The following is a 20799-nucleotide window of genomic DNA, read 5'->3' as shown; positions in this document are numbered from 1 at the left end:
TCAAAGGATTCTGCCCACGGTTTAACGGGTTAGCAGCAGAGCCCCATTCCGGATTTCGATGCTGGACCAACGCTGCAGATAGGCCATGCCGAGCAGTGATTGGTCCAGTTCCCCTTGATTGACCCAAACCCGAACATTCGAATCCGTAATGTTCCCGAGCGATATACTGTCGAGCCAAACAGACGCGGTGCGTACTTCCCCATTGGCAGTATTTGCGCGGCCCAAATAGTTTAGGGTGTCAGGGTCGATCCCCGCTCGCCGCGCGTCCCGGGCATTTAGCACCACGTCAGTGGCACCTGTATCGATTAGAAAAGTAATCGGCACGGTGTTGATGTCTAAAGTCAGATAATAGTGCCCATCGGCTGAGCGGGGAACTTCGACCTGGCCAGTACTGTTTATCACTGACTGTTGCGGTCTGACGGTGTTACGAATGTCGCCCCATAGTCCGTAGCCTGCAATCACCCCTAAAAAGATGAACGCCCAGATTGCCAATTGTTGAACAGTTTTCCCGAGGCTTTGGCGGTTTTGCACAAACACCCAGGATCCAACGGCCGCCAGCAGCAGCACAAGGTAGATTATCCGGCCGTAGTCGACATCAGCCATCAAGTGTTCTCCTGATCTTGTGACCCGGCGGTTGAAATTCTAACTCGCAAAACCAAAGTCTCGCAACCCGTCCAAAACAAACTGTACTGACAAAGCGGCCAACAACATGCCCAGAAGTCGGCTAATCACATTGATCCCGGTTTTGCCCAGTAGTTTTTCAAACAGGCCGGAGCTGAGGAACATCAACGCTACAACAGCCAGCACCGCCAGCATCACAGCGATGACCATAGTAAAGCCCTCGATATCCGGTCTTTGACCGGCAAGCAGGATGACGGTGGCAATAGAACCGGGGCCCGCGATCAAAGGCATTGCCATTGGGAACACCGAAGGATCATCGATATCATCTTCATTGCCCTGATCTTCGCGTCGTTTGGTGCGACGTTCAAACAACATATCCAGCGCGGTCAGGAACAAGAGCGCGCCACCAGCTACCCGGAACGCAGCCATAGAGATCCCAACAAAACCAAGAACAGCTTCGCCAAATGCAGCAAATAAAGCCAGAAGTCCCGCAGCGGTGAAACAGGCGCGTAGCCCAACTGAGCGGCGTCTGGCTGGGCTCATGCCTTGGGTCAGCGCTAGGAATACCGGTGTCAGACCGATCGGGTCAACGATCACAAAAAGCGTAACAAACGAGGTGATCAGAAACCCGGTATCGATCATTGAGATTCAGCTTTCTCCAGTTTTTCCAGTGCTTTCATCCACATAGATTCGGCGCGACCCAATGCAACCATAACTTCTGCATGTTTGCCTTGCCAGACCTTCGCCTGATCCTTGTTTTCAGGCTCATACATTTCCGGATCACCTAGTTTGATGTCCAGTTTTTCCTTCATCTGCGTCAGCTTCTCCACCCGCTGTTCATTCTTGCGGGCGTCCGAGCGTAGCGCCAAAATCGCATCACGAGTTGGGCGTTTGGGCTTGGTTTTTGCTGCAGCGGGTTTGGGCACGGGCTTATCGCGCGCCAATAGCAGGTCTCGGTAAGAGGCAAGATCACCCTCATAGGGATTTACGGTACCTTTGGAAACCAGCCACAACCGGTCAGCAACCAGGCTGAGCAGGTGCATGTCGTGGCTCACCAGAATGACCGCACCGCTATAGGCGGTCAGGGCTTCAACCAACGCTTCGCGGCTTTCGATATCGAGGTGGTTGGTCGGTTCATCGAGGATCAGCATATGCGGGGCATCAATTGTTGCCAGCAGCAGCGACAGACGTGCCTTTTGCCCACCGGACAAGCGGCCGACCTCGGTATCAGCCTGATCAGCACCAAGACCAAATCCAGCCAGGCGTGCACGCAGTTTAGATTGACCCTCACCGGGACGCTCGCGTTGCAGGTGCATCAATGGGGTTTCGTCGATGAAAAGTTCATCTACCTGGTGCTGGGCAAAGAAACCGATGCGCAGCTTATTCGACTGGGTCATCTTACCTGACATGACCTGCAGGCGTGCCGATAGCATTTTGGCAAGGGTGGATTTTCCTTCACCGTTCTTGCCCAGCAGAGCGATACGATCGTCCTGATCAATGCGCAAATCCAGCTTGCTCAGGATCGCCTTGCCATCATACCCAACCGACGCACCCTCGGTTGCGATAATTGGCGGCGACATCTCTTCAGGCTCGGGGAACGTGAAAACTGTACGCGCGGCATCTTCGGGTGCACGGATGGTTTCCATTTTCTCCAGCATTTTGACGCGGGATTGGGCCTGCTTAGCCTTGCTGGCTTTGGCCTTGAACCGGTCGACAAAGCTTTGCAAGTGGGCCCGGCGCAGATCTTGTTTCTTGGCCGCGGCCGCTTGAACGGCGCGGTTTGAAGCGCGCTGTCGGGCAAATTGGTCGTAGTTGCCCGAGTAGAACGTAAGCCCACGATCTTCCAGATGCAGGATGCCATTGACCGAGCGGTTTAGCAGTTCGCGATCGTGGCTGATGATGATCACAGTGTGCGGATATTTCACCAGATAGGCCTCGAGCCACAGTGCGCCTTCGAGGTCCAGGTAGTTGGTCGGTTCGTCGAGCAGAAGTAAATCAGGCTGGGAGAACAGCACCGCTGCAAGCGCCACACGCATCCGCCAGCCGCCGGAGAAATCTGAACAGGGACGCTGCTGCGCTTCCATGTCGAAACCCAGGCCCTTGAGAATTGAGGCCGCACGAGCCTCAGCAGACCAGGCATTGATGTCGGCCAGGCGGGTCTGGATATCAGCAATGCGTCCCGGATCCGTCGCTGTTTCCGACTCGGCCATCAGATCTGCGCGCTCGGTATCTGCTGCAAGAACTGTATTGATGAGCGACACATTCGAAGAGGGAGCCTCTTGCGAGATGCCGCCAATGCGCGCTTTGTTGGGCAATGAAATATCGCCTGATTCTAGGGCCAACTCGCCGTAGATAAGGCGGAACAAGGTTGTTTTCCCAGTTCCGTTTCTGCCAACCAGACCAACCTTGTGGCCATTGGGAATTGTGGCGCTGGCGCCTTCGAACAGGGGCCGACCTTCGACCGCGTAATTTATATCTTGGATGCGTAACATGCGCCGGACGTAGCAGACCCGGAACGCCAGCGCCAGCGGCTTAAATATCCATCAGTTTGCAGCTTGTCCGGCGCCATTTGGGCATTTGGTTCAAGGGCAATAGCCCATCCTGCTGACAGTAGCCTTCAGGCAACCCGTCTTCATCAATGTCAACTTCGGCCCATCCACCATGAGAGCTGGTTACATGTACGGTGCGTGCAATACAGACATGTCCCACCTCCGCGCCGCCGGGAAAGTCGTAGACGGGCAGGCGGTCACGGTTGACCCAATAGTGCGCCCTGACAACTGAGGTCAGATGTTGCGCGTCATAAAGCCGTTCGCTTCCATCGCCATTGAAGGCCCCAATAGAGCGGGTCTGGTCTGGATTGACGATGTTGGTGTCGATGTGGATTTTTTGCCCGTGACCATCGGTAACGGCGCTCAGGTCGATGTTGGTTTTGTTTTGGAACATATGCCAGCGATTGGAGTTCATATAGGCATGGGTGCCTAGCCATGCGGGGGCCTCGGGGACCCAAAAACGACTGGCCAACCCAGCGGATTGGATCAAGTCGCAGCGGGCGCCTGCCGCGTAAATGCCTATGTCAAAGCGCCCAGCGAACACCTGCGCTACGGCCTGAAAGTACTCGGTCACACCTTGATCTGAATTTAGGGCCGCATCGGAGTCCACGCCAAAGTAGATGGCGCTGCCACTCGGTTGGCCGATTACTTGCGCCCGGTGTAAGCAAAACTCTGCATCCTGAGTACCGCGCGCTCCGGTGAAACGGTTTTTGCTACGGCCTTCAAATTGATAGACAATTGCCAGTGCCAATCCGTGTTCGTGAAGCATGTCACGTTCGCGGCGCGTCACGTTTTTGCAGTTGAGGTTGGCGTTATTTTGGTCCGAATAGTAACGGATCACAGTGTTGACACCTGCAAAGGCCAAAGTTTCATAGAAATCATGATTGGGGCGTGTGCATCCATCGCGGGCGTCCAGTTCTATCCTCGTTTGGCTACGGTCTAAATAGGCGGCGTTCCCCATATCAATGATATGCGCGTTGGTAGAGAGGCCTGAGCTGATTGCAACACGGGGCAGGGCAGTCAGGACTGCACATTGAGAAAGAAAGCGACGGCGTGTCAGGGTTTGCATCAGGATCTCATTGCACTGTTCAAACAAGGTGCCGGAAACTTCTTGCAATCTTACTGTATCTCAGACGTTGAAGGAACCACTGTCCCCTTTTCAAAGCCAACTTGCCGTGTTACCGGGGCGCAAATCAGATAACTGGTGGCGGGGCGTTTTGCCCGGCCCTACACACAGGAGATGCCCAATGGCTCTGGAACGCACTTTTTCGATCGTTAAACCCGATGCAACACGTCGCAACCTGACTGGCAAAATTGTTGCCAAGTTTGAAGACGCTGGTCTGCGCGTTGTTGCGCAAAAGCGTATTCACCTGACCAAAGCTCAGGCTGGTGAATTCTACAAAGTGCACGCTGAGCGTCCTTTCTACGACGAACTGTGTGAATTCATGGCGTCTGCTCCAATCGTTGCTCAGGTTCTGGAAGGCGAAGGCGCCATTGCAAAGAACCGTGAAGTCATGGGCGCAACCAACCCTGCTGATGCAGCACCAGGCACCATCCGTGCTGATTTTGCTGAATCTGTTGGCGAGAACTCGGTTCACGGTTCCGACGCACCAGAAACTGCAGCGATCGAAATCGCTTATTTCTTCTCCGGTCTTGAACTGGTTGGCTAAACCTTAGCGGTTTAGAATATTTATGGGGCCGTCTGCACGTTCAGGCGGCCCTTTTTCGTTGTAGATCAGCGGTCTTTTTCTACCACGCCAATTTGGTTTAGAATCGTTTCCAATTCTGACAAGCTCTTGTCAAAGGCACTGTCCTTAATGGCGTCAAAGCGGACGCGCAGGGCCTTTTTCTCTTCCCCTTTGCAATCGTTCCAGGGCCGTCCTTGCAGGCCCATCACCAGAACATAATAGCCGATGAAATGTGGTTTGCTGCCCGTTTTTAACAGCCTAGAATAGGTTTCGTCAGCTCCCAGCTCTCGGAGCTCTTCAGCTGAGTGTATATTGGCACGGGCGCAGGCTTCTTCGTATGCGGGTCCGAGATTTCGGATTGAGGATATTGGCGTGTTCATGTTTCGTTTTTAGCCGTCGGGGGTTCAGTTGTCATCCCGCTAACGGTTCTTTTTGGATAGGCATTTGAACGATTGACAGTTGCATTCTGGACTAGCAATTTTGAGGAAAATTACGAGGAAGACTTGGATGGCTGCACCTATCACGCAACAAGCGACTGTGGACATTGAACATTTTGACCTGGCAAATCCACCGCTGGGGTTTGTGTCGGACCCGTTCCCTTTTTACGATGCTTTGCTGTCAGCCGCGAGGGTCGTGACGCAACCAGATGGTTCAGTCCTTTTGTGCCATCACGGCGATCTGGACCGCGTCTACCGTGACACCACCCTATTTTCGTCGGACAAAAAGGCAGCATTTGGACCAAAATTCGGGGTTGGCTCCCCTTTGTTTGAACATCATACAACGTCATTGGTATTTTCTGACCCACCGCTGCACACGCGGGTGCGTAGAATTATGACTTCAGCGCTGACCCCTCGGGCCATTGCGCGGATGGAGCCGGGGCTGGTCAATACTGTTGATCACTTGCTGGATGAAATGGCGCAGAATGAGCAGGTCGACCTTATTGAGGACTTTGCAGCGTCAATCCCAATCCAGATCATTGGCAACCTGCTGGATGTACCAATGGAGGAGCGCGGGCCGTTGCGGGATTGGTCTTTGGCAATTTTGGGTGCGTTAGAACCATCGCTAAGCCCGCAGCAACTGGCTGTGGGACAGTCTGCAGTCAACGAGTTTAAGGACTATCTGTCTGACCTGATTGCGCGAAGAAGGGCACAACCGGGGGATATCGAAAGCGACGTGTTGACCCGCCTAATCAACGGAGATGGGGCGGAGGGGCAGCTGAGCGAGATTGAACTTATTCAAAACTGTATTTTCATTCTAAATGCTGGCCATGAAACCACCACCAATCTGATTGGCAACGGGTTGGCGCTGTTGCACGACCACCCGGATCAAAAAGAAAGACTGCTGGAACAGCCTGACCTGATCAAACCGGCTATCGAAGAAATGTTGCGGTTTAGGTCGCCCAACCAGCTAGGCAATCGCGAAACCACTGCCGAAGTTGAAATTGGCGGGCTTACGATTGCAAAAGGCACCAATCTTCACTTGGTGATCGGCGCCGCTAACCGTGACCCAAAGATTTTTTCCTCGCCAGAAGTGTTCGATATTTCGCGAAGCCCAAACCGTCATTTGGCGTTTGCGGGAGGGCCACATGTTTGTGTTGGGCTGACACTGGCACGGATGGAAGGAAAAATTGCCATTGGTCGGTTGTTGGAGCGTTTTCCCGACTACAGGATCTTGCCCGGTCGGGTTTCTGGTGGTCGGATGCGGTTCCGTGGGTATGCCCGGCTTCCAGCAGCACTATAGGGGTAGTTTAGGAGGCCGGGTTCTTAGAACAGTCCGGCTTCTTTCGCAGCCAATGCTGCCTGTGTGCGATTTTTAGCGTCGAGCTTACGACAAAGGGTTCTCACATGAAGCTTAATGGTCACTTCCTGTAGCTCTAGGTCGCGGGCAATCTCTTTGTTTGACTGTCCCCGACATAATCCGCTCAAGACCTCTGTTTCGCGCGGGCTCAACATCTGGGCCATTGGATGTTCCGGCGCAGCGGCCTCTTCGCGCATCAACGTGACAGGAACGTAGATTTCACCGGCACTCATAAAGCGAATTGCGTTCAGAAGCGATTTTGCTCCCATAGTTTTAGGGAGGTACCCAACGGCTCCAGCATCCAGTGCTTCTTGTGCAGTATGAGGTGGGGCGCTGCCAGACAGGATTGCTACGCCAGTCCCACCATTACATTTAAGTGCGCGAACAAGCCCTTCGAGCCCAAACATCCCAGGCATATTGTAGTCTAGCAAGACCAGATCAAAGGGGCCGTTCTCTTCGATTTGTTGAAGTGCATCGTTTAGATCAATAGTCGAAACAACCTCGGCACCCCCTACTGATTTTAGGTAGGCGGATATGGTTTCGCGAACCATGTCGTGGTCGTCTGCCAACAATATACGCATTCAACTTTCAGATCTTTTTACGTGTTCGTTTTTAAGATGTTACAAGAGCATTAATTCTAGATCCATAATCTTTTGCACCAAAGAGGGTGATTTTCAACAATTTGCAGTGACTGTGCTTTTGATTTCATCGGTCGAAATTGCACAAAATCAACATTTTGATGTTGGCGTGTAGGCCCTGACTTGGCTAAACCTTGAGGTGAAAAACTAACCTAAAGGTTATAGGCCTATACTTAGGGTGAGGTGCATCTGTCGTCAAACTGTGTCAGTCTTCGAACAGACGAATCTTGTAAGATCCTGCTATTCTGTGGGTTCCCAGGGGGGAGTGCAAGAATGAAACATCTGAGTTTTTGGTTGCGCACGTCGTCATTCTCTCCGACGGTTTTTGCTGCTCGTCCGGTAATTTTTGCGTTTGAACACCTAAAGCGCCACCTGTTTTGCCTCTTATCCATATCCTCATCGTTCGGTGGTAGCCAAAACTTGGCACTGATCGCTTGTGAGAGCAAAGATGCCTATGTTTTGCTGAAAACAATGTGACTTTTTCAACCTGGGCGGGTAAACAAGTGCTGTTTAGACTTTTCTTTCGGTGTGACCGAAGCAGTGTGAAGCCCGTGGAACAACAAGAAAGGTGAAACAGTTGCAGTCCAAGCAAGCCCCAGTAAGCTCAAATTTGGCTCTGACATTGACCCTTATTTTTCTTGTTTCGCTTGGCGGGTTTTCTGTGCTGTTGGGTCGTGTGGTATTGAACGAGATGGATAGTATTACGTCCATCACAACCGATGCGGCGTCAAAACTGGTCACTAGAAATTTGGCACAGGGTCAGGTCGATTTCCTTAGGCTTAAAGAAACAGTTCGATCTGCTGAAGATGGGGGGGACTTGGATGAACTCCGGGCCAAATTTGATCTCTATTACAGTCGAATAAAGACCTTCCAAAACAGCCCAAAACTTGAAGAACTGAGAACCAATAGTGAGATTGTCGATCTGCTGGTCCGGGTGCGGTCACGTTTGGACCGGTTGGTGCCGCTGATCGAGGGGGCGGACGAGGGGCTTCGCAAGGCGCTTCCTGAGCTGTCACGGATCATCCTTGAAAACGAGTTTGACGCCCAGACACTTGTTGAGCAAGGGGTGCTGATAGAAACGAGGACACGAACCAACACAAAACAACGTTTGTCGCAAACCCTACAGTTGTTGGGGGGAGTGCTGATTGTATTGGTTGTGGCATTGGGCTTGGCTGGCCTGATCACAGCACGCCAGTTTCGCCGTGGGCAAATTTTATCCGCAGCCAACAAGGCGGCCGCTGCGCGCATGCGCACTATGGTTACATCCTCGTTGGACGCCATTTTGATGCTTGATAAAAGAGGCCGCATTTTGAGCTTTAACGGGGCTGCTGAGGACGTTTTTGGGTATTCAAGAACTGAAGCTCTCGGCCAATCTATGGTTGACTTGATTGTCCCTGATTATTTGCGACGGTTCTGCATTGAAAATGTAGCCAATTTTCTAGCTACCGGTGAAGGCCAGTTGGTCGACCGCGGGCTTTTGCAAATGGAGGGTAGAAAAAAGTCGGGGAAGATTTTCCCGGTTGAGTTGAGCATGTCATCCAGTCAGGCGGGGAGTGACTTGGTTTTTGTTTGTTTTATGAGAGACATTACAGATCGGGTCGAAAGCGAAGAAGCGCTTCGTCGTGCACGCGATGACGCATTAGCCGGTGAGCGGGCAAAGGCAAATTTGTTGACGGTGATGAGCCATGAAATCAGAACTCCGCTAAATGGTATTCTGGGATCAATCGAACTGCTTGAAACGACAGGGATGCTCGCCGAGGAAAAACGTTACCTACAGGCGATGCGGATCTCTGCTGAATTGTTACTGCACCACGTGAATGAGGTCTTGGAGCTATCCAGATTGGAAGCAGGCGGGGAGGCTGAGCAAATCAGGTCATTCGACTTGCAGGACTTGGTCGCCGGGCTTGTGGATGGCCAACAGGCTGCTGCATCGGCTCGTGGCAACAAACTGTACCTCCAATGTCGTTTAGATGATCAACCCATCGTGATGGGCAGAGCTGAAGGGCTCCAACAGGCACTGTTAAACTTGGTGGGGAATGCACTGAAGTTCACCCAAAATGGTGACGTAGTCGTGGAAGTTGAAAGGCTTGGCGATGAAACCGGTCGGGTGGAATTTCGGGTCTGTGACACGGGGCAGGGTATATCCCAAACCAATCTGGACCGGGTGTTTGAAGAGTTTGTCACTTTGGACAGCAGTTACAGTCGCAAACGCGAGGGGACTGGGCTGGGGTTGGCCATTACTCGTCGGTTGATTGAAAAAATGGGCGGTGAAATCAGCGTCGAAAGTGAGCTGGGTGAAGGGAGTTTATTTCGGTTTGCGGTTCCTCTGCCTGCTGCTTTCAAACGTGTGCCAACGCATGTAACCGACCGACCTGTTTCGGTGGCACCTAAACGGCTGTTGGTGGTCGAGGACAACGATATCAACCGGATGCTGCTGGAAAAAATGTTGCAACGTCAAGGGCACCAAGTGGAGAGTGCCGTTGGAGGCGCCGAGGGTGTCGAAGCTGTAACAAATAACAATTATGACTTAGTGTTCATGGATATCAGTATGCCTGGAATGGACGGTATCCAAGCGTTAAAGAAAATTCGCAAATTTGAACTGGCCGAAGATACCACGATCATTGCACTTACTGCACATGCTGCGGCTGATGACTGCGACCGTATTTTGCAAGCCGGATTTGCTGAAGTTTTGACCAAGCCAGTGACACAGGCAAAATTGGCCGAGGCGATTGAACGCCACACTAGTGAGATGAAGCCGAAGCTCTCCGACATGGAGACGTCGGACATTCAGCAATTTGTTGCTGCCCTGGGCGAGGAAAGAGCACAGGGATATTTGACCACCTTTTGCCAGGATGTAGCCCAGCTTCAAAAAGCGCTTGATGACTCTGGCACGGTTGACGAAGAACAACAGAGTGAAGCGCATCGCCTGGCTGGTTCAGCGGCGGTTCTTGGGCTTGCTGCACTGCGATCCTGCATGCTGGAGATTGAGGCGGCTACTCCACAAACGGAGCTACCCCTTGGCGCTCTGGAGCTAGCCTGGTCCGAAGCGGGGGTGTTATTGGCACCGCATTTAGCTGGAAAGTCAGCCTGAAGGCAGGCCCGTGTTCTCACATTTGATGGGTCTGTTTGTTCGTCTCAGGTGTTGTCATTCGTAGGCATTGCAAACAACAGTTTCTGGAGGGACCAGACGGCCCAACTGCAAGGCGGGCAAAATGGTAATAGAACTAGAATCTATCAAGTGGTGATAGATTTTCCATTAACTTCAAGAGATTAATGGCTCCGGCGGTAGGGATCGAACCTACGACCAATTGATTAACAGTCAACTGCTCTACCGCTGAGCTACGCCGGAACGGTGCGTGTCGTATAGCCATGGAAACTGGGAAGGTCTAGAGGGGAAACGTGACTTTTTTGATTTCCGCATGGTTTTTTTGAAGATCGGAAATGTATATCAAAAACAGGAGTTTGGAGCAAGTGCTTCAACAGCTTGGAGCCAAATGTGTCAGTATGCGTAACACTTTTAGTGAACCATTTTGTCAGTTCCGACAGGCACTGTGAGCGAAAGCAATATTTGGGCTGCAAGCGAGATCAGAGATCATCACGTCAATCTACATGCTCTACTTATTCTGGATATGCCGTGCATTGTGACCTAAGGCGAAAAGGCAATGCTATTCGAAGGGTTCTAAGCATGATCCAAACAGTCCCAACGAAATAGGTAACAAGGGGCTCAGAAAAGGAGACGCGCCTGCAATGAGGCGCGCCGTTATTGATTTGTTTTTTGATCAGTTGCCGTGAACCGCGGGTGGGCTCAGTAGCGCTTGTCCCATGTTTGGAAGCTCGTGAGCGATACCCTTGTGGCAGCTGATGCAGGTCTTTTCACCCGTGAACAAAAATCGTTCATGCGCTTCTGCTGCGCGTGGACTTTGACGTGTGATGTCCATCGATTCCGCGCTGTGACAGTTGCGACATTCCAGGGAATTGTTGGCCTCCAGTCTGGCCCATTCGTTCTGCGCAAGTGACAATCGGTGGTTCAGGAACTTTTCGCGCGTATTGATGGTGCCAAAAATCTTGCCCCAGACTTCTTTTGAGGCCTGCATCTTGCGGGCAATCTTACTGGACCATTCATGTGGCACGTGACAGTCGGGACAGGTTGCCCTGACACCTGAGCGATTTGAGTAGTGAATCGTTGGTTTCAACTCCTCAAACACGTTGTCGCTCATTTCATGACAACTGGTGCAAAAGGCTTCGGTGTTGGTGACTTCAAGGGCAGTATTAAAACCGCCCCAGAAAACGATTCCCATCAGAAAGCCGCCAAAGGTCAAAAACCCAAGCGAGTAGTGGACACTGGGGCGCAGGATTATGCCCCATGTGCGCTTGATTAAGCGAAGCATCAGTTGCCCTCCTGACCCGAGACATACTCAAGCACCTGGTCGATATCGACAAAGCCGTTTTCGAGCAATGGACGCACTTCAGCCTGCGGGACGTGACACTGGGTGCAGAAGTAGCGTCGTGGTGTCACTGAGGCCAAGAACTGATTGTCCCGGTTCATGAAGTGCGTAATCGAAACCATTGGTGCCTGGCTGATTTCAATGGCTGTCCGCGAGTGACACAGTAAGCACTGGTTGGCGTTCAGATCAATCTGATAGCCGTCCGTCTTGTGTGGGATCAATGGCGGTTGCTCGGGGTAGTTCCGAACTTGTCGCAGATCAGTGTTTCTCACAGGTGCGATAGCGTGTGGCGCTGCGTTTTCTGCAAGCGGAGTTCCTGCACGCAGGGTGGCAATGGTTTCTTGGGCCATTGCAACACCTGCAGGCGCCAGTGTCGCCAGAACCAGAGCGGCGATATGGGCGGAGTTTTTCAGACGTTTCATGATCATGCCCCCAATGCTTCGATTTTGATCGCACACTTTTTGAAGTCGGTCTGTTTAGAAAGCGGATCGGTTGCGTCCAGCGTAACCTTATTGATCAGCTGCCGTGCATCGAACCACGGGATGAAAACCAACCCCTTTGGTGGCTTGTTGCGGCCACGCGTCTCAACACGAGTGTGGATTTCACCGCGACGCGAAGAGACTTTGACCGCTGAACCGCGACGCAAACCCAGCGCCTTGGCATCATCGGGATGCATGTAGCACAGTGCGTCTGGTACCGCCTTGTACAACTCTGGCACACGTTGGGTCATCGAACCCGAGTGCCAATGCTCCAACACGCGACCCGTGCTTAGCCAGAACGGATATTCTTCGTCGGGACTTTCTGCCGCTGGTTCGTAGGGCAGGGCAAAGATCACAGCCTTGCCATCCTTTTTGCCGTAGAATTCAAAGTCGGATCCTGGAGTGACATAGGGGTCAGATCCTTCTTTGAAACGCCACTTGGTTTCTTTGCCGTCAACAACGGGCCAGCGTAGGCCGCGAACCTCATGGTAGGTGTCAAATGGAGCGAGATCATGTGCGTGACCCCGGCCAAAGGCTGCATATTCTTCGAACAAGCCTTTCTGGATGTAGAACCCAAAATCCTCAGATTCGTGGTTGGCGTAGTCTTTTGAAGTCTGCTCGAGCGGGAAGGCATCAACTTGCCCGTTGGCGTAGAGAACTTCGAATAGGGTCTTGCCCTTGTAGTCGGGGTTGGCATCCAGAATTTCGGCGGGCCAGACTTCGTCGGTGGTGAAACGCTTGGAGAACTCTACCAATTGCCACATGTCCGATTTGGATTCACCGGGTGCATCTACCAGCTGATGCCAGAATTGTGTGCGGCGCTCTGCGTTGCCATAGGCCCCTTCCTTTTCCACCCACATTGCGGTTGGCAGAACGAGATCGGCAGCTTCCGCAGTGACCGTCGGGTAGGCGTCAGAAACAACAATGAAGTTGTCAGGGTTGCGATAGCCGGGCAGCCCTTCCTCCATCATGTTGGGCGCAGCTTGCATGTTGTTGTTCACCTGAACCCAATAACAGTTGATGTCGCCATCTTTCAGCTTTCGGTTCTGCACCACAGCGTGGGCACCATTCCAGTCTGGCACTGTGCCCTCGGGCAGTTTCCAGATTTTCTCGGCATAGGCACGGTGTTCAGGATTTTTAACCACCATATCCGCTGGCAAGCGGTGCGAGAATGTCCCGACTTCGCGTGCTGTCCCACAGGCTGACGGTTGGCCGGTCAGCGAGAAGGGTGAGTTGCCCGGGGTGGAAATTTTACCTGTCAGCAGGTGCAGGTTGTAGAGCATGTTGTTGGTCCAGACACCGCGCGTGTGCTGGTTAACACCCATAGTCCACAGCGACATCACCTTAGTGTTCGGATCAGCGTACAGCTTGGCGATTTTCTCAATCGTCGCTATTGGAACCCCGGACATTTCTTCGGCTTTTTCAAGCGTGTATTCCGAAACAAATTCAGCGAATTCTTCAAAGGAGATTGGGTCGGACTTGCCGGAGTTCGGGTTTGCCGCCGCCTGTTGAAGTGGGTGTTCATCCCGCAGACCGTAACCGATATCTGTTTCGCCTTTGCGGAAATTCACGTGTTTGGACACAAAGTCCTTATTCACCGCATCGTTTTGGATGATGTAGTTGGCAATCGCATTCAACAACACCATGTCAGTTTGCGGCGTAAAGATTCCAGGAATGTCAGCCAGATCAAAACTGCGGTGTTTGAAAGTTGAAAGCACGGCTACTTTAACATGCGGGTTCGAGAACCGGCGGTCGGCGATGCGGGTCCAAAGGATTGGGTGCATCTCAGCCATGTTCGAGCCCCAAAGAACAAAGGCGTCGGCATGTTCAAAATCGTCATAGCAGCCCATTGGCTCGTCGATACCGAAGGTGCGCATAAAGCCACCAACAGCCGAGGCCATGCAGTGACGGGCGTTAGGGTCGATGTTGTTCGAGCGGAACCCGGCCTTCATTAGTTTGGAAGCGGCGTAGCCTTCCCAGACTGTCCACTGGCCTGACCCGAACATACCAATGCCTTTAGGACCTTTTGCCTTTAGTGTGGCTTTCCATTTTTCGGCCATGATATCGAAGGCTTCATCCCAGGACACCGGCTCAAAATCACCGTCTTTGTGAAACTCACCATCCCGCTTACGCAAAAGCGGTTGGGTCAGCCGGTCTTGACCATACATGATCTTGGACAGGAAATAGCCCTTCACACAGTTCAGGCCACGGTTCACCTCGGCTTCGGCGTCTCCATGCGTGGCGACCACGCGGCCCGCTTTCGTCGCGACCATAATTGAGCAACCAGTGCCGCAAAACCGGCATGCGGCTTTGGACCATTTAAGATCGGTAATGTTTGCGTCGGTGACAAGATTTTGTGCAGCGGCTGGCAACGGCAGGCCCGCCGCGGCGGCAGCAGCGGCAACCGCTTGTGCCTTGATCATGTCGCGTCTTGTGATGGCTACCATATCAGTTCTCCTGTTGGTGGCTTTACTTCGAATTACGGATTGTTATTTCAGCGGTTTCGCTATCGGCCTGATGGTAAATCAGGGCTGCGCTTACGACGCCGTCGAGCAATTGTAGATTGGTGAGAGAGTCGACGATCTCGCTCTCGCTTGGGGTTTCCAATGTGACAATGATTTTCCCCGACGCATCAGAAAGTGGCACCTCTGCATTGGGAACTTTGGCAATTTCTTCCAGCACATTGTGCATCAACGCCGGGTCGGCGCGTAACAGAAGGCTGGATATATGGATCACATCCTCAGGCATGTTTTGTTTCCTCAGAGGGGGCAGGGCTTGGCCGTGTGGTTGTTGATATGGCTTGCTCGGGGCAGGCCTCTATGCACGCGCCGCAGCCAGTGCAGGATTCCGTGTCCAGTTTGATGCGCCCAACGGGGCGCACGGACAGATCAAGGCGCAGGGCTTCTGGTTCGCAACTGTCCGTACAAATTTGACAGGAGATGCCAAAGCTAAGCATACATCCGTCGCCAATCGTCGCGAGTAGTCCGCCTTGCTCGGCCCAGGGCTTGTCTTTGCGTGGCGCAAAAACAGTTTCGGCTTCGGGGCAAGAGTCGACGCAGTCCCCACAAAACGTGCAGCCACCATTTGTAAAGTCGACTTTGGGTGTACCAGCAGGTCCAGCAATCAAAATCGCCTCGGGGCAGGCTTTGAGGCACGCACCACAGCTGGTGCAACCGTCAAGTACACGTTGTTCTGAGCTCCAGGGGGGACGCAGAATTTGAGTGCCCGACCGTTGAAATAGGGTACGCCGCAGGGGGAACGATCGCTGTTGCATCAGATCAGCCTGTGGGTGGTCCCACAATGAGCTGAAGCATCCAGATAGCAAAGCCATAGGTGCCAACAAGTGTCACTGCCAAGGCTGGTGCCAAGAACACTGCCAAGAAAAGAAACGCGCGGCGTTCTTCTGCGCGTGTTTGTGTCGGCGCTGTTGGGTCTTGGGTGCTGGTTTTGGTCATAAACGCAGGCCTTTCAAAGAGTAGTCCTCAGATTGAGCGGGCCGCACCGAAAAGTGATCGAGATTGCCGTCAATGTGATGCGGCCAGTATTAGCAGCCGGTTTCGGAGTGAAAAATATGTATTTCAGAAGACTGTTTGGTAAAGGTATTTTTACAGGGTAACTTATTTTTTGAAACTTTTCATCTGTAAAATAAGCGAAATGAAAAGCCTTGGCGGCTCATTGTAGCGGAAAATTAGGTAAACAAAATCTTGATCGAGCCGGTGGGCAATCTTCCTCGACTTATAGCAGGTGAGGCGTTCTCGAAGTTCCTGTTCGAATCGTCAGTAGAGAGGCCCTTCCAAGCCTCAAAATGCGTTGACGGTTAGGTGGACATACACAGCGTTCTTATTGTCGTTAACGGGACTTTTGCGGGCGTTATCTTGTTTTACCTACTCATAGCCAAAACCACATCGCCATGAGTAGAATAACTAATCCCAGCAATGCTTGCAGGACCGCCCCTCCAGTCAGGATCCCGATCACACGCAATTCTCTGGTCTCTGCCTCTAGCGCATCACGACGAACCAACCAGTAGTAGCTGTCATTCGGCAATATTGCGATAAATGAGCCAAGGCAGATTGCAAAAACCGCAACCACAGGGTCAAGGCCACTTGCCACAACCACTGGCGCTGCAACCGGAGCAACAGCTGCAAACGTTGCCATGCTGGACCCTTGTGCGAGTTTGAATAGGACTGTCAGGCAAAACAGACCCAGTACCGCGAAGGTGCCGCTGCCTTGTGGTACAAGATCGTCAACCGGCACAAGTGTGGTCAAAACCGCCCCAAACGCACTGGCTGCACCGATCACCAAGAGCAACGAAGATGTGCGTCGTACGGTGCTGTCAAAACATGCACGCCGGGCGTTGGATGGCGTCTGTGCCAACGCGAGAACTGCAGCGGCAACCAATGCGCCTTTGGGTAGGAGCAGGAAGTCGATAATTGGTACTCCGGTCTGACCAACCCAAATCCCGAACCCCAATAGGGCTGCTAGAACAATAAATGGTGCAAAGGATTGTAGAAGGTTTCTATCCGCCACCTTCGTTTCTGCGGGGGCAGGGCTGTTTGCATCGCTTGACCCATTTTGGCGAACAGCAAGACGCGCCCATATGACACCGGCTATTGCCAGCGGTATCGTTAAAGCTATCCCCAATAGCATCAGTTCCCCCGTAGCTGTGTCATCTCCTGCTACGCCTAGTCCGGTTGCAACGATCAAAGGCCCTGCAGGATAAAGCAATTTGAAACCAGCGTAGGCGCCAAAAGCGACGTCCAGTTTCCGCCTACCTGCTGCCGGAGACAGCGCCGCGTATGCCGTGTCGGGGCAAATCATACCCGCTCCGGCAGCTGGAGCTCCTATTGCTGCTGCTTTTTCGGCTCCTGGTGACGAAATTTCACGCCGTGACAAGGTCGCCGCCAGAATGAAAGACGGCAACAAGATCAAAGCGAATTCTCCGAGGGCTCTTCCGAACCCGCTGTTGAATGTGGAAATGAAAGTATTTGTTTCCATTCCACCAGCGAAGGCCAGCATCATTGTGACAAAGACCATCCAGATGACCAGTGGCATATCTGGTAACAAACCTGCTGGCATCGCCCGGGTCGCAGAAGTGTTTGTTGAGGGAAGAGATGTTGGTTGTGCCATTTAGGGAGTTCCGATCTTGCTTCATAATTTAATCTGATGCTAATTTCGGAGTTCACTTTGTTTAAATGAGAAATTGGCGACCCTTTCATGAGTTTAAATCATTATAAGCCATCGCTCAGAGCTCTCGAAGTTTTTGAATCTGCGGCCCGCATGGGTGGGTTTACTTCAGCCGGAAATGAGTTGGGCATTACGCAAAGCGCGGTTTCGCGCCAGGTTGGTGATCTAGAAGCCATGTTGGATGTGAAGCTCTTTCAACGGCGAGGTGCTCATGTCACCGTTACGCCCACGGGCATGCGCCTGGCTGAGAGGCTCGCAGTGGCGTTGAAAGATATGCGTGCCGCTGTTTCGGAAGCAGCACGTTCAGACGGGATGGTCACACTATCTATGCTGCCTTCCGTCGCGGCCAAATGGTTTGCACCTCGACTGGGTCGTTTTGTTACCGCGCATCCACAAATTGACCTGCGCGTTTCAGCATCCAGGCATCTCGTTGATTTTGGGGCCGAGGGCGTAGATGCCGCAATTCGATATGGCCGTGGACCTTGGCCGGGCCTCGCGGCGCAAAAACTTGCGACTGAAACAGTTTCGCCAGTTTGTACACCATTTTATGCGGAACAGGTTGGCCTAAATGAGCCAGCGGACCTTATTCAGGCGACCCTTTTGTACGGGGATATCCCTGAAGATTGGGAGGCATGGTTTGCGGTTGCAGGATGTACTGAAAATGTACCACCCGGTCCCCGGTTGGGGGATGATGCAGCCATATTGCAAGCAGTTCTTGATCATCAAGGGGTAGCCCTTGGCAGATCACGCTTGATTGAAGACGACCTGGCATCAGGTAAGCTTGTTACTCCCTTTGATATTCGCTTATCAGCAAGCCATGCCTATTGGCTTGTCCAGCCAGAAATAGTTGAGAAAAGTGATGCGATGTTGCGCGTCGAAGATTGGGTCAAAGCGGAGTTTGATTGAGTAACCCACGAGGCATGAAATTGGGTGAAACTGAATTGGTTTTACGCTAACCGTGGTAAAGTTACGCCACCAGTTGCAATCGCTAGGGCGATCTTCAACTGGTGGCGCTAATGTGCACTCTAGGCCGTTTGCGCCAAGTTGAACTGCTGTTCTTCGATCTCGTCCCACATGGAATCTTCCATGTTATCCAATTCGCCTTGAAAACCCGGTGTATCACTTTGATTTTTGCTCAGTTTGAATACAGAAACGACGTGTACAAGGTTTTTAGCTTCATCACGCAGCATTTGTCCGGATGCCGCGGTCTGCTCCAGCATCGCTGCACTTTTCTGAGAATCCTGGTCTAGATTGGTAATTGCGGTGTTCACCTCGGACAAACCTGTGGACTGTTCCACGGTGGTTGCGGCAATTTCATTTACTTTTTCTACCGCCAGTTCGACAGCGTCCTGAATCCTTTCCAGTGCCTCACCTGTTTCGGCAACGAGTTTGACCCCATCGGCTACATCTACCACGCTTGCCTGGATCAGCGACTTGATTTCCTTAACGGCTTCGGTCGAACGATTTGCTAAGGCCCCAACTTCAGAAGCGACAACTGCAAAACCACGTCCTGCTTCGCCAGCACGGGCCGCTTCAACACCTGCGTTCAAGGCGAGCAGATTAGTTTGAAGCGCGATATCTTCGATCAAGCCTGTGATTTTGGCAATGGCACCCGATGAGGTCTGAATGCGTTTGATGGCCGCAACTGTTTTATCGGCAACTGTCCCGGTCGATTTCGCCAACTGGTGTGCTTCGCCTACATTTTCTTCGGCCTGCTGTGCACTTTCTGCCGTGCCACGCACAGTGTCATTCAAAGTCTGAACGGCCCCGGTAGTTTCTTCAAGCGATGCGGCAGAATTTTCCCCCCTACGTGATGCGTCATCAACCGCAGATGAAATTTCACCTGCAGTATTGTTCAGCATCTCTGCGCTGCTAGATAATTGACGGATCATGCTGTTAAGGTTGTTTGTTAGGTTTTCAGTTGCTGTTGAAATCTCGGCAAACACACCCTTGTGCCCTGATGGCATGCGCCCGGTCAGGTCATTGGACGAAAGAGCATTGAGAATGGTAAGAACGTCTCCTAAACCTTTTTCGGCCACCTCCCCAATTTGGTTTACGCCGCGGCCCATCTCAATGAACGAACCGGTTTCACCATCTACTTGAATTCGTTTGGAGAAATCACCATCGGCGCAGGCGGAAATCACATCGGAGATTTCGGCTGTCAGACGCTCTTTTTGTTCTTGATCACGCCGGAAATCTTCTACCGCATTTGTGATCGCTGAGATTTCGGTTATTCTCGACTGCGTCAACGCCAAGGAAAAATCGCCGGACATCATTTGAGTCAGGACCTTGTTTACGCGGCGCAGTGGGCGAGAGATGCTTAAGGCCACAACGATGGCAATACCCACGAACACAAGGAGCCCGCCCAGGCCTGCAATCAGCGAATTTTTCTGAGCTTGCGCGCTTTGAGCTTCGGCGTTGGCCAAAATCTCATCAAGCCGTTCGTTTGCGCGGGTATGGATCTTTTTCAAGATTGGAGCCGCTTCTGAAAACCGCTGAGACAATGCTTTACGATGGTCCTGCTCCAGCATTGTTTCCGTGACAAAACGGGCAAACGAAGTTTGATATGTATCCAAGAGACCGTCGATTTCGTTGTGTCGAGACTCTCCCCCGAACATTTCGTGTGGAAAGGCGTGGAATTCTTCGATGCGTGCATTCAATCGATCAAGGTATTTTGTATCGTGACGCATGATGAAATCTTTTTCATGACGCCGCATCATGAGCATCTTTACTTGTAACTGTGGCTGGTTGATTTCCGCCAAAGCAGTTTCAACACTGCGAACAGCATTGCGCAACTGCCCCTGCAGCCCAGAGGTCTCGTCCAGTCCCAAGTTCTGATTGATGGCGACCAATGCGGAGAACTCGTCCCGGTAGGCGGTAATGGCCGCAGATAGATCTGCAATCTCTTTGGCGGACGCTTCCAGGCCTTCGATTTGTCTCAGCTGGTTTTCAGATTCATTTAGGGCCGCATACAGACGTGTCATCGTATCGGCATGGCGCAGCACATATTTTTCATCCAGACGAAGCAAAAAGTCTTTCTCGGCGCGCCGCGCCATTAAAAACTCAATCTCCAGCCCCTCTAGCGTCGACCCCAAAGCATTTACGCGCAGGAGATCGCTTTGCACATCGGCACTCACGTTATGTGTATACCTTGAGATACCGATCAGCGTGATCATGATTAGACCGGCTAGGATCACAATTGATAAAACGGCGGTGTTGATACTGGTTTTTAGTTTCATGGGGTCCACACTGAAGATCGACGGGGACTCCTTTGCTACGCATCTCAGATTAAGGAAAGGTGCAGATAGTCGGTGCCTACCACCGACACATTGGCGGTTGTTCCCGGTATGAGTGTTAGGGTGGGAGGGTCACTTTCCTTGGGCGTGTAGTGGGGTGAT

18 protein-coding genes and 1 tRNA gene are annotated in these 20799 nt (G+C 52.3%); 4 read left to right on the top strand and 15 right to left on the bottom strand.

The window, feature by feature from the left end; genetic code table 11:
* Positions 1–21: 21 nt before the first annotated feature.
* Genes FEE96_RS11845 through FEE96_RS11830 form a run of 4 tightly spaced genes read right to left on the bottom strand, consistent with a single transcriptional unit; the run spans position 22 to position 4239 of the window.
* A complete protein-coding gene (locus FEE96_RS11845) occupies positions 22–603 on the bottom strand; it encodes a retropepsin-like aspartic protease family protein (RefSeq protein WP_138163252.1) in 582 nt (193 codons plus the stop codon).
* Between the two features lie 39 nt (positions 604–642).
* Entirely contained in the window at positions 643–1263 is a 621-nt protein-coding gene (locus tag FEE96_RS11840) for a MarC family protein (RefSeq protein WP_138163251.1), read from the bottom strand.
* Entirely contained in the window at positions 1260–3113 is a 1854-nt protein-coding gene (locus FEE96_RS11835; protein WP_138163250.1) for an ABC-F family ATP-binding cassette domain-containing protein, read from the bottom strand. The genes FEE96_RS11840 and FEE96_RS11835 overlap by 4 nt, the downstream gene beginning before the upstream one ends.
* Positions 3114–3153: 40 nt before the next feature.
* Positions 3154–4239, bottom strand: a complete 1086-nt coding sequence (locus FEE96_RS11830; protein WP_138163249.1) for a glycoside hydrolase domain-containing protein — start codon at positions 4237–4239, stop codon at positions 3154–3156.
* Positions 4240–4417: 178 nt separating this feature from the next.
* Between FEE96_RS11830 and ndk the strand changes: the two genes are divergently transcribed.
* The gene (ndk, locus tag FEE96_RS11825; protein ID WP_138163248.1) at positions 4418–4840 is read left to right on the top strand and encodes a nucleoside-diphosphate kinase; all 423 of its coding nucleotides are present in this window, start codon (positions 4418–4420) and stop codon (positions 4838–4840) included.
* A gap of 65 nt (positions 4841–4905) precedes the next feature.
* Here the strand turns inward: ndk and FEE96_RS11820 are convergent, their stop codons facing one another.
* Positions 4906–5238 carry a TfoX/Sxy family DNA transformation protein gene (locus tag FEE96_RS11820; protein ID WP_138163247.1) on the bottom strand — a complete coding sequence of 111 codons (333 nt, stop codon included), beginning with the start codon at positions 5236–5238 and terminating at the stop codon, positions 4906–4908.
* Between the two features lie 127 nt (positions 5239–5365).
* Here FEE96_RS11820 and FEE96_RS11815 point away from each other — a divergent pair, with 127 nt between their 5' ends.
* Positions 5366–6598 carry a cytochrome P450 gene (locus tag FEE96_RS11815; protein WP_138163246.1) on the top strand — a complete coding sequence of 411 codons (1233 nt, stop codon included), beginning with the start codon at positions 5366–5368 and terminating at the stop codon, positions 6596–6598.
* 23 nt (positions 6599–6621) lie between these two features.
* On the opposite strand, the gene FEE96_RS11810 is transcribed toward FEE96_RS11815, so the two are convergent.
* Positions 6622–7236 (bottom strand): response regulator, encoded by a 615-nt coding sequence (locus FEE96_RS11810; RefSeq protein ID WP_138163245.1) that lies wholly within the window; start codon positions 7234–7236, stop codon positions 6622–6624.
* Between the two features lie 679 nt (positions 7237–7915).
* On the opposite strand from FEE96_RS11810, the gene FEE96_RS11805 reads away from it, so the two are divergent.
* Positions 7916–10384: a hybrid sensor histidine kinase/response regulator gene (locus FEE96_RS11805; RefSeq protein WP_138163244.1), complete on the top strand. Its 2469-nt coding sequence runs from the start codon at positions 7916–7918 to the stop codon at positions 10382–10384.
* Positions 10385–10567: 183 nt separating this feature from the next.
* Here the strand turns inward: FEE96_RS11805 and FEE96_RS11800 are convergent.
* From FEE96_RS11800 to FEE96_RS11765, 8 genes are all read right to left on the bottom strand, one after another.
* Positions 10568–10642 (bottom strand) — tRNA-Asn (locus tag FEE96_RS11800).
* A 430-nt stretch (positions 10643–11072) separates the two neighbouring features.
* Positions 11073–11681 carry a NapC/NirT family cytochrome c gene (locus FEE96_RS11795; RefSeq protein ID WP_138163243.1) on the bottom strand — a complete coding sequence of 203 codons (609 nt, stop codon included), beginning with the start codon at positions 11679–11681 and terminating at the stop codon, positions 11073–11075.
* The gene (locus FEE96_RS11790) at positions 11681–12160 is read right to left on the bottom strand and encodes a nitrate reductase cytochrome c-type subunit (protein WP_138163242.1); all 480 of its coding nucleotides are present in this window, start codon (positions 12158–12160) and stop codon (positions 11681–11683) included. Before FEE96_RS11790 ends, FEE96_RS11795 begins: the two co-directional genes overlap by 1 nt.
* Before the next feature lie 2 nt (positions 12161–12162).
* Positions 12163–14664 carry a periplasmic nitrate reductase subunit alpha gene (gene napA / locus FEE96_RS11785; protein ID WP_138163241.1) on the bottom strand — a complete coding sequence of 834 codons (2502 nt, stop codon included), beginning with the start codon at positions 14662–14664 and terminating at the stop codon, positions 12163–12165.
* Positions 14665–14686: 22 nt separating this feature from the next.
* Positions 14687–14965, bottom strand: a complete 279-nt coding sequence (locus tag FEE96_RS11780; protein ID WP_138163240.1) for a chaperone NapD — start codon at positions 14963–14965, stop codon at positions 14687–14689.
* Positions 14958–15491 (bottom strand): ferredoxin-type protein NapF, encoded by a 534-nt coding sequence (gene napF / locus FEE96_RS11775; protein ID WP_171021686.1) that lies wholly within the window; start codon positions 15489–15491, stop codon positions 14958–14960. The genes FEE96_RS11780 and napF overlap by 8 nt, the downstream gene beginning before the upstream one ends.
* A 4-nt stretch (positions 15492–15495) precedes the next feature.
* Entirely contained in the window at positions 15496–15672 is a 177-nt protein-coding gene (gene napE / locus FEE96_RS11770; protein WP_138163238.1) for a periplasmic nitrate reductase, NapE protein, read from the bottom strand.
* A gap of 433 nt (positions 15673–16105) precedes the next feature.
* A complete protein-coding gene (locus tag FEE96_RS11765) occupies positions 16106–17344 on the bottom strand; it encodes a GntT/GntP/DsdX family permease (RefSeq protein ID WP_138163237.1) in 1239 nt (412 codons plus the stop codon).
* Positions 17345–17431: 87 nt separating this feature from the next.
* On the opposite strand from FEE96_RS11765, the gene FEE96_RS11760 reads away from it, so the two are divergent.
* Positions 17432–18307, top strand: a complete 876-nt coding sequence (locus tag FEE96_RS11760; RefSeq protein WP_138163236.1) for a LysR substrate-binding domain-containing protein — start codon at positions 17432–17434, stop codon at positions 18305–18307.
* Positions 18308–18426: 119 nt separating this feature from the next.
* On the opposite strand, the gene FEE96_RS11755 is transcribed toward FEE96_RS11760, so the two are convergent.
* A complete protein-coding gene (locus FEE96_RS11755; protein WP_138163235.1) occupies positions 18427–20640 on the bottom strand; it encodes a methyl-accepting chemotaxis protein in 2214 nt (737 codons plus the stop codon).
* Positions 20641–20799: the final 159 nt, after the last annotated feature.

Origin of the sequence: Parasedimentitalea maritima (genome assembly GCF_005771405.1) — a bacterium.
In the GTDB taxonomy this organism is placed as follows: Bacteria; Pseudomonadota; Alphaproteobacteria; order Rhodobacterales; family Rhodobacteraceae; genus Parasedimentitalea; species Parasedimentitalea maritima.
Note: the sequence above shows the minus strand (reverse complement) of the source record. Positions and strands in the feature narration are given on the sequence as shown.

Coding starts and splice junctions, on each gene's coding strand:
- FEE96_RS11780 (WP_138163240.1), bottom strand. CDS start 14,965: ATGCCTGAGGATGTGATCCATATATCCAGCCTTCTGTTACGCGCCGAC.
- FEE96_RS11830 (WP_138163249.1), bottom strand. CDS start 4,239: ATGCAAACCCTGACACGCCGTCGCTTTCTTTCTCAATGTGCAGTCCTG.
- napA (WP_138163241.1), bottom strand. CDS start 14,664: ATGGTAGCCATCACAAGACGCGACATGATCAAGGCACAAGCGGTTGCC.
- FEE96_RS11815 (WP_138163246.1), top strand. CDS start 5,366: ATGGCTGCACCTATCACGCAACAAGCGACTGTGGACATTGAACATTTT.
- FEE96_RS11845 (WP_138163252.1), bottom strand. CDS start 603: ATGGCTGATGTCGACTACGGCCGGATAATCTACCTTGTGCTGCTGCTG.
- ndk (WP_138163248.1), top strand. CDS start 4,418: ATGGCTCTGGAACGCACTTTTTCGATCGTTAAACCCGATGCAACACGT.
- FEE96_RS11810 (WP_138163245.1), bottom strand. CDS start 7,236: ATGCGTATATTGTTGGCAGACGACCACGACATGGTTCGCGAAACCATA.
- FEE96_RS11755 (WP_138163235.1), bottom strand. CDS start 20,640: ATGAAACTAAAAACCAGTATCAACACCGCCGTTTTATCAATTGTGATC.
- FEE96_RS11835 (WP_138163250.1), bottom strand. CDS start 3,113: ATGTTACGCATCCAAGATATAAATTACGCGGTCGAAGGTCGGCCCCTG.
- FEE96_RS11790 (WP_138163242.1), bottom strand. CDS start 12,160: ATGAAACGTCTGAAAAACTCCGCCCATATCGCCGCTCTGGTTCTGGCG.
- FEE96_RS11765 (WP_138163237.1), bottom strand. CDS start 17,344: ATGGCACAACCAACATCTCTTCCCTCAACAAACACTTCTGCGACCCGG.
- FEE96_RS11820 (WP_138163247.1), bottom strand. CDS start 5,238: ATGAACACGCCAATATCCTCAATCCGAAATCTCGGACCCGCATACGAA.
- FEE96_RS11795 (WP_138163243.1), bottom strand. CDS start 11,681: ATGCTTCGCTTAATCAAGCGCACATGGGGCATAATCCTGCGCCCCAGT.
- napF (WP_171021686.1), bottom strand. CDS start 15,491: ATGCAACAGCGATCGTTCCCCCTGCGGCGTACCCTATTTCAACGGTCG.
- FEE96_RS11840 (WP_138163251.1), bottom strand. CDS start 1,263: ATGATCGATACCGGGTTTCTGATCACCTCGTTTGTTACGCTTTTTGTG.
- FEE96_RS11760 (WP_138163236.1), top strand. CDS start 17,432: ATGAGTTTAAATCATTATAAGCCATCGCTCAGAGCTCTCGAAGTTTTT.
- napE (WP_138163238.1), bottom strand. CDS start 15,672: ATGACCAAAACCAGCACCCAAGACCCAACAGCGCCGACACAAACACGC.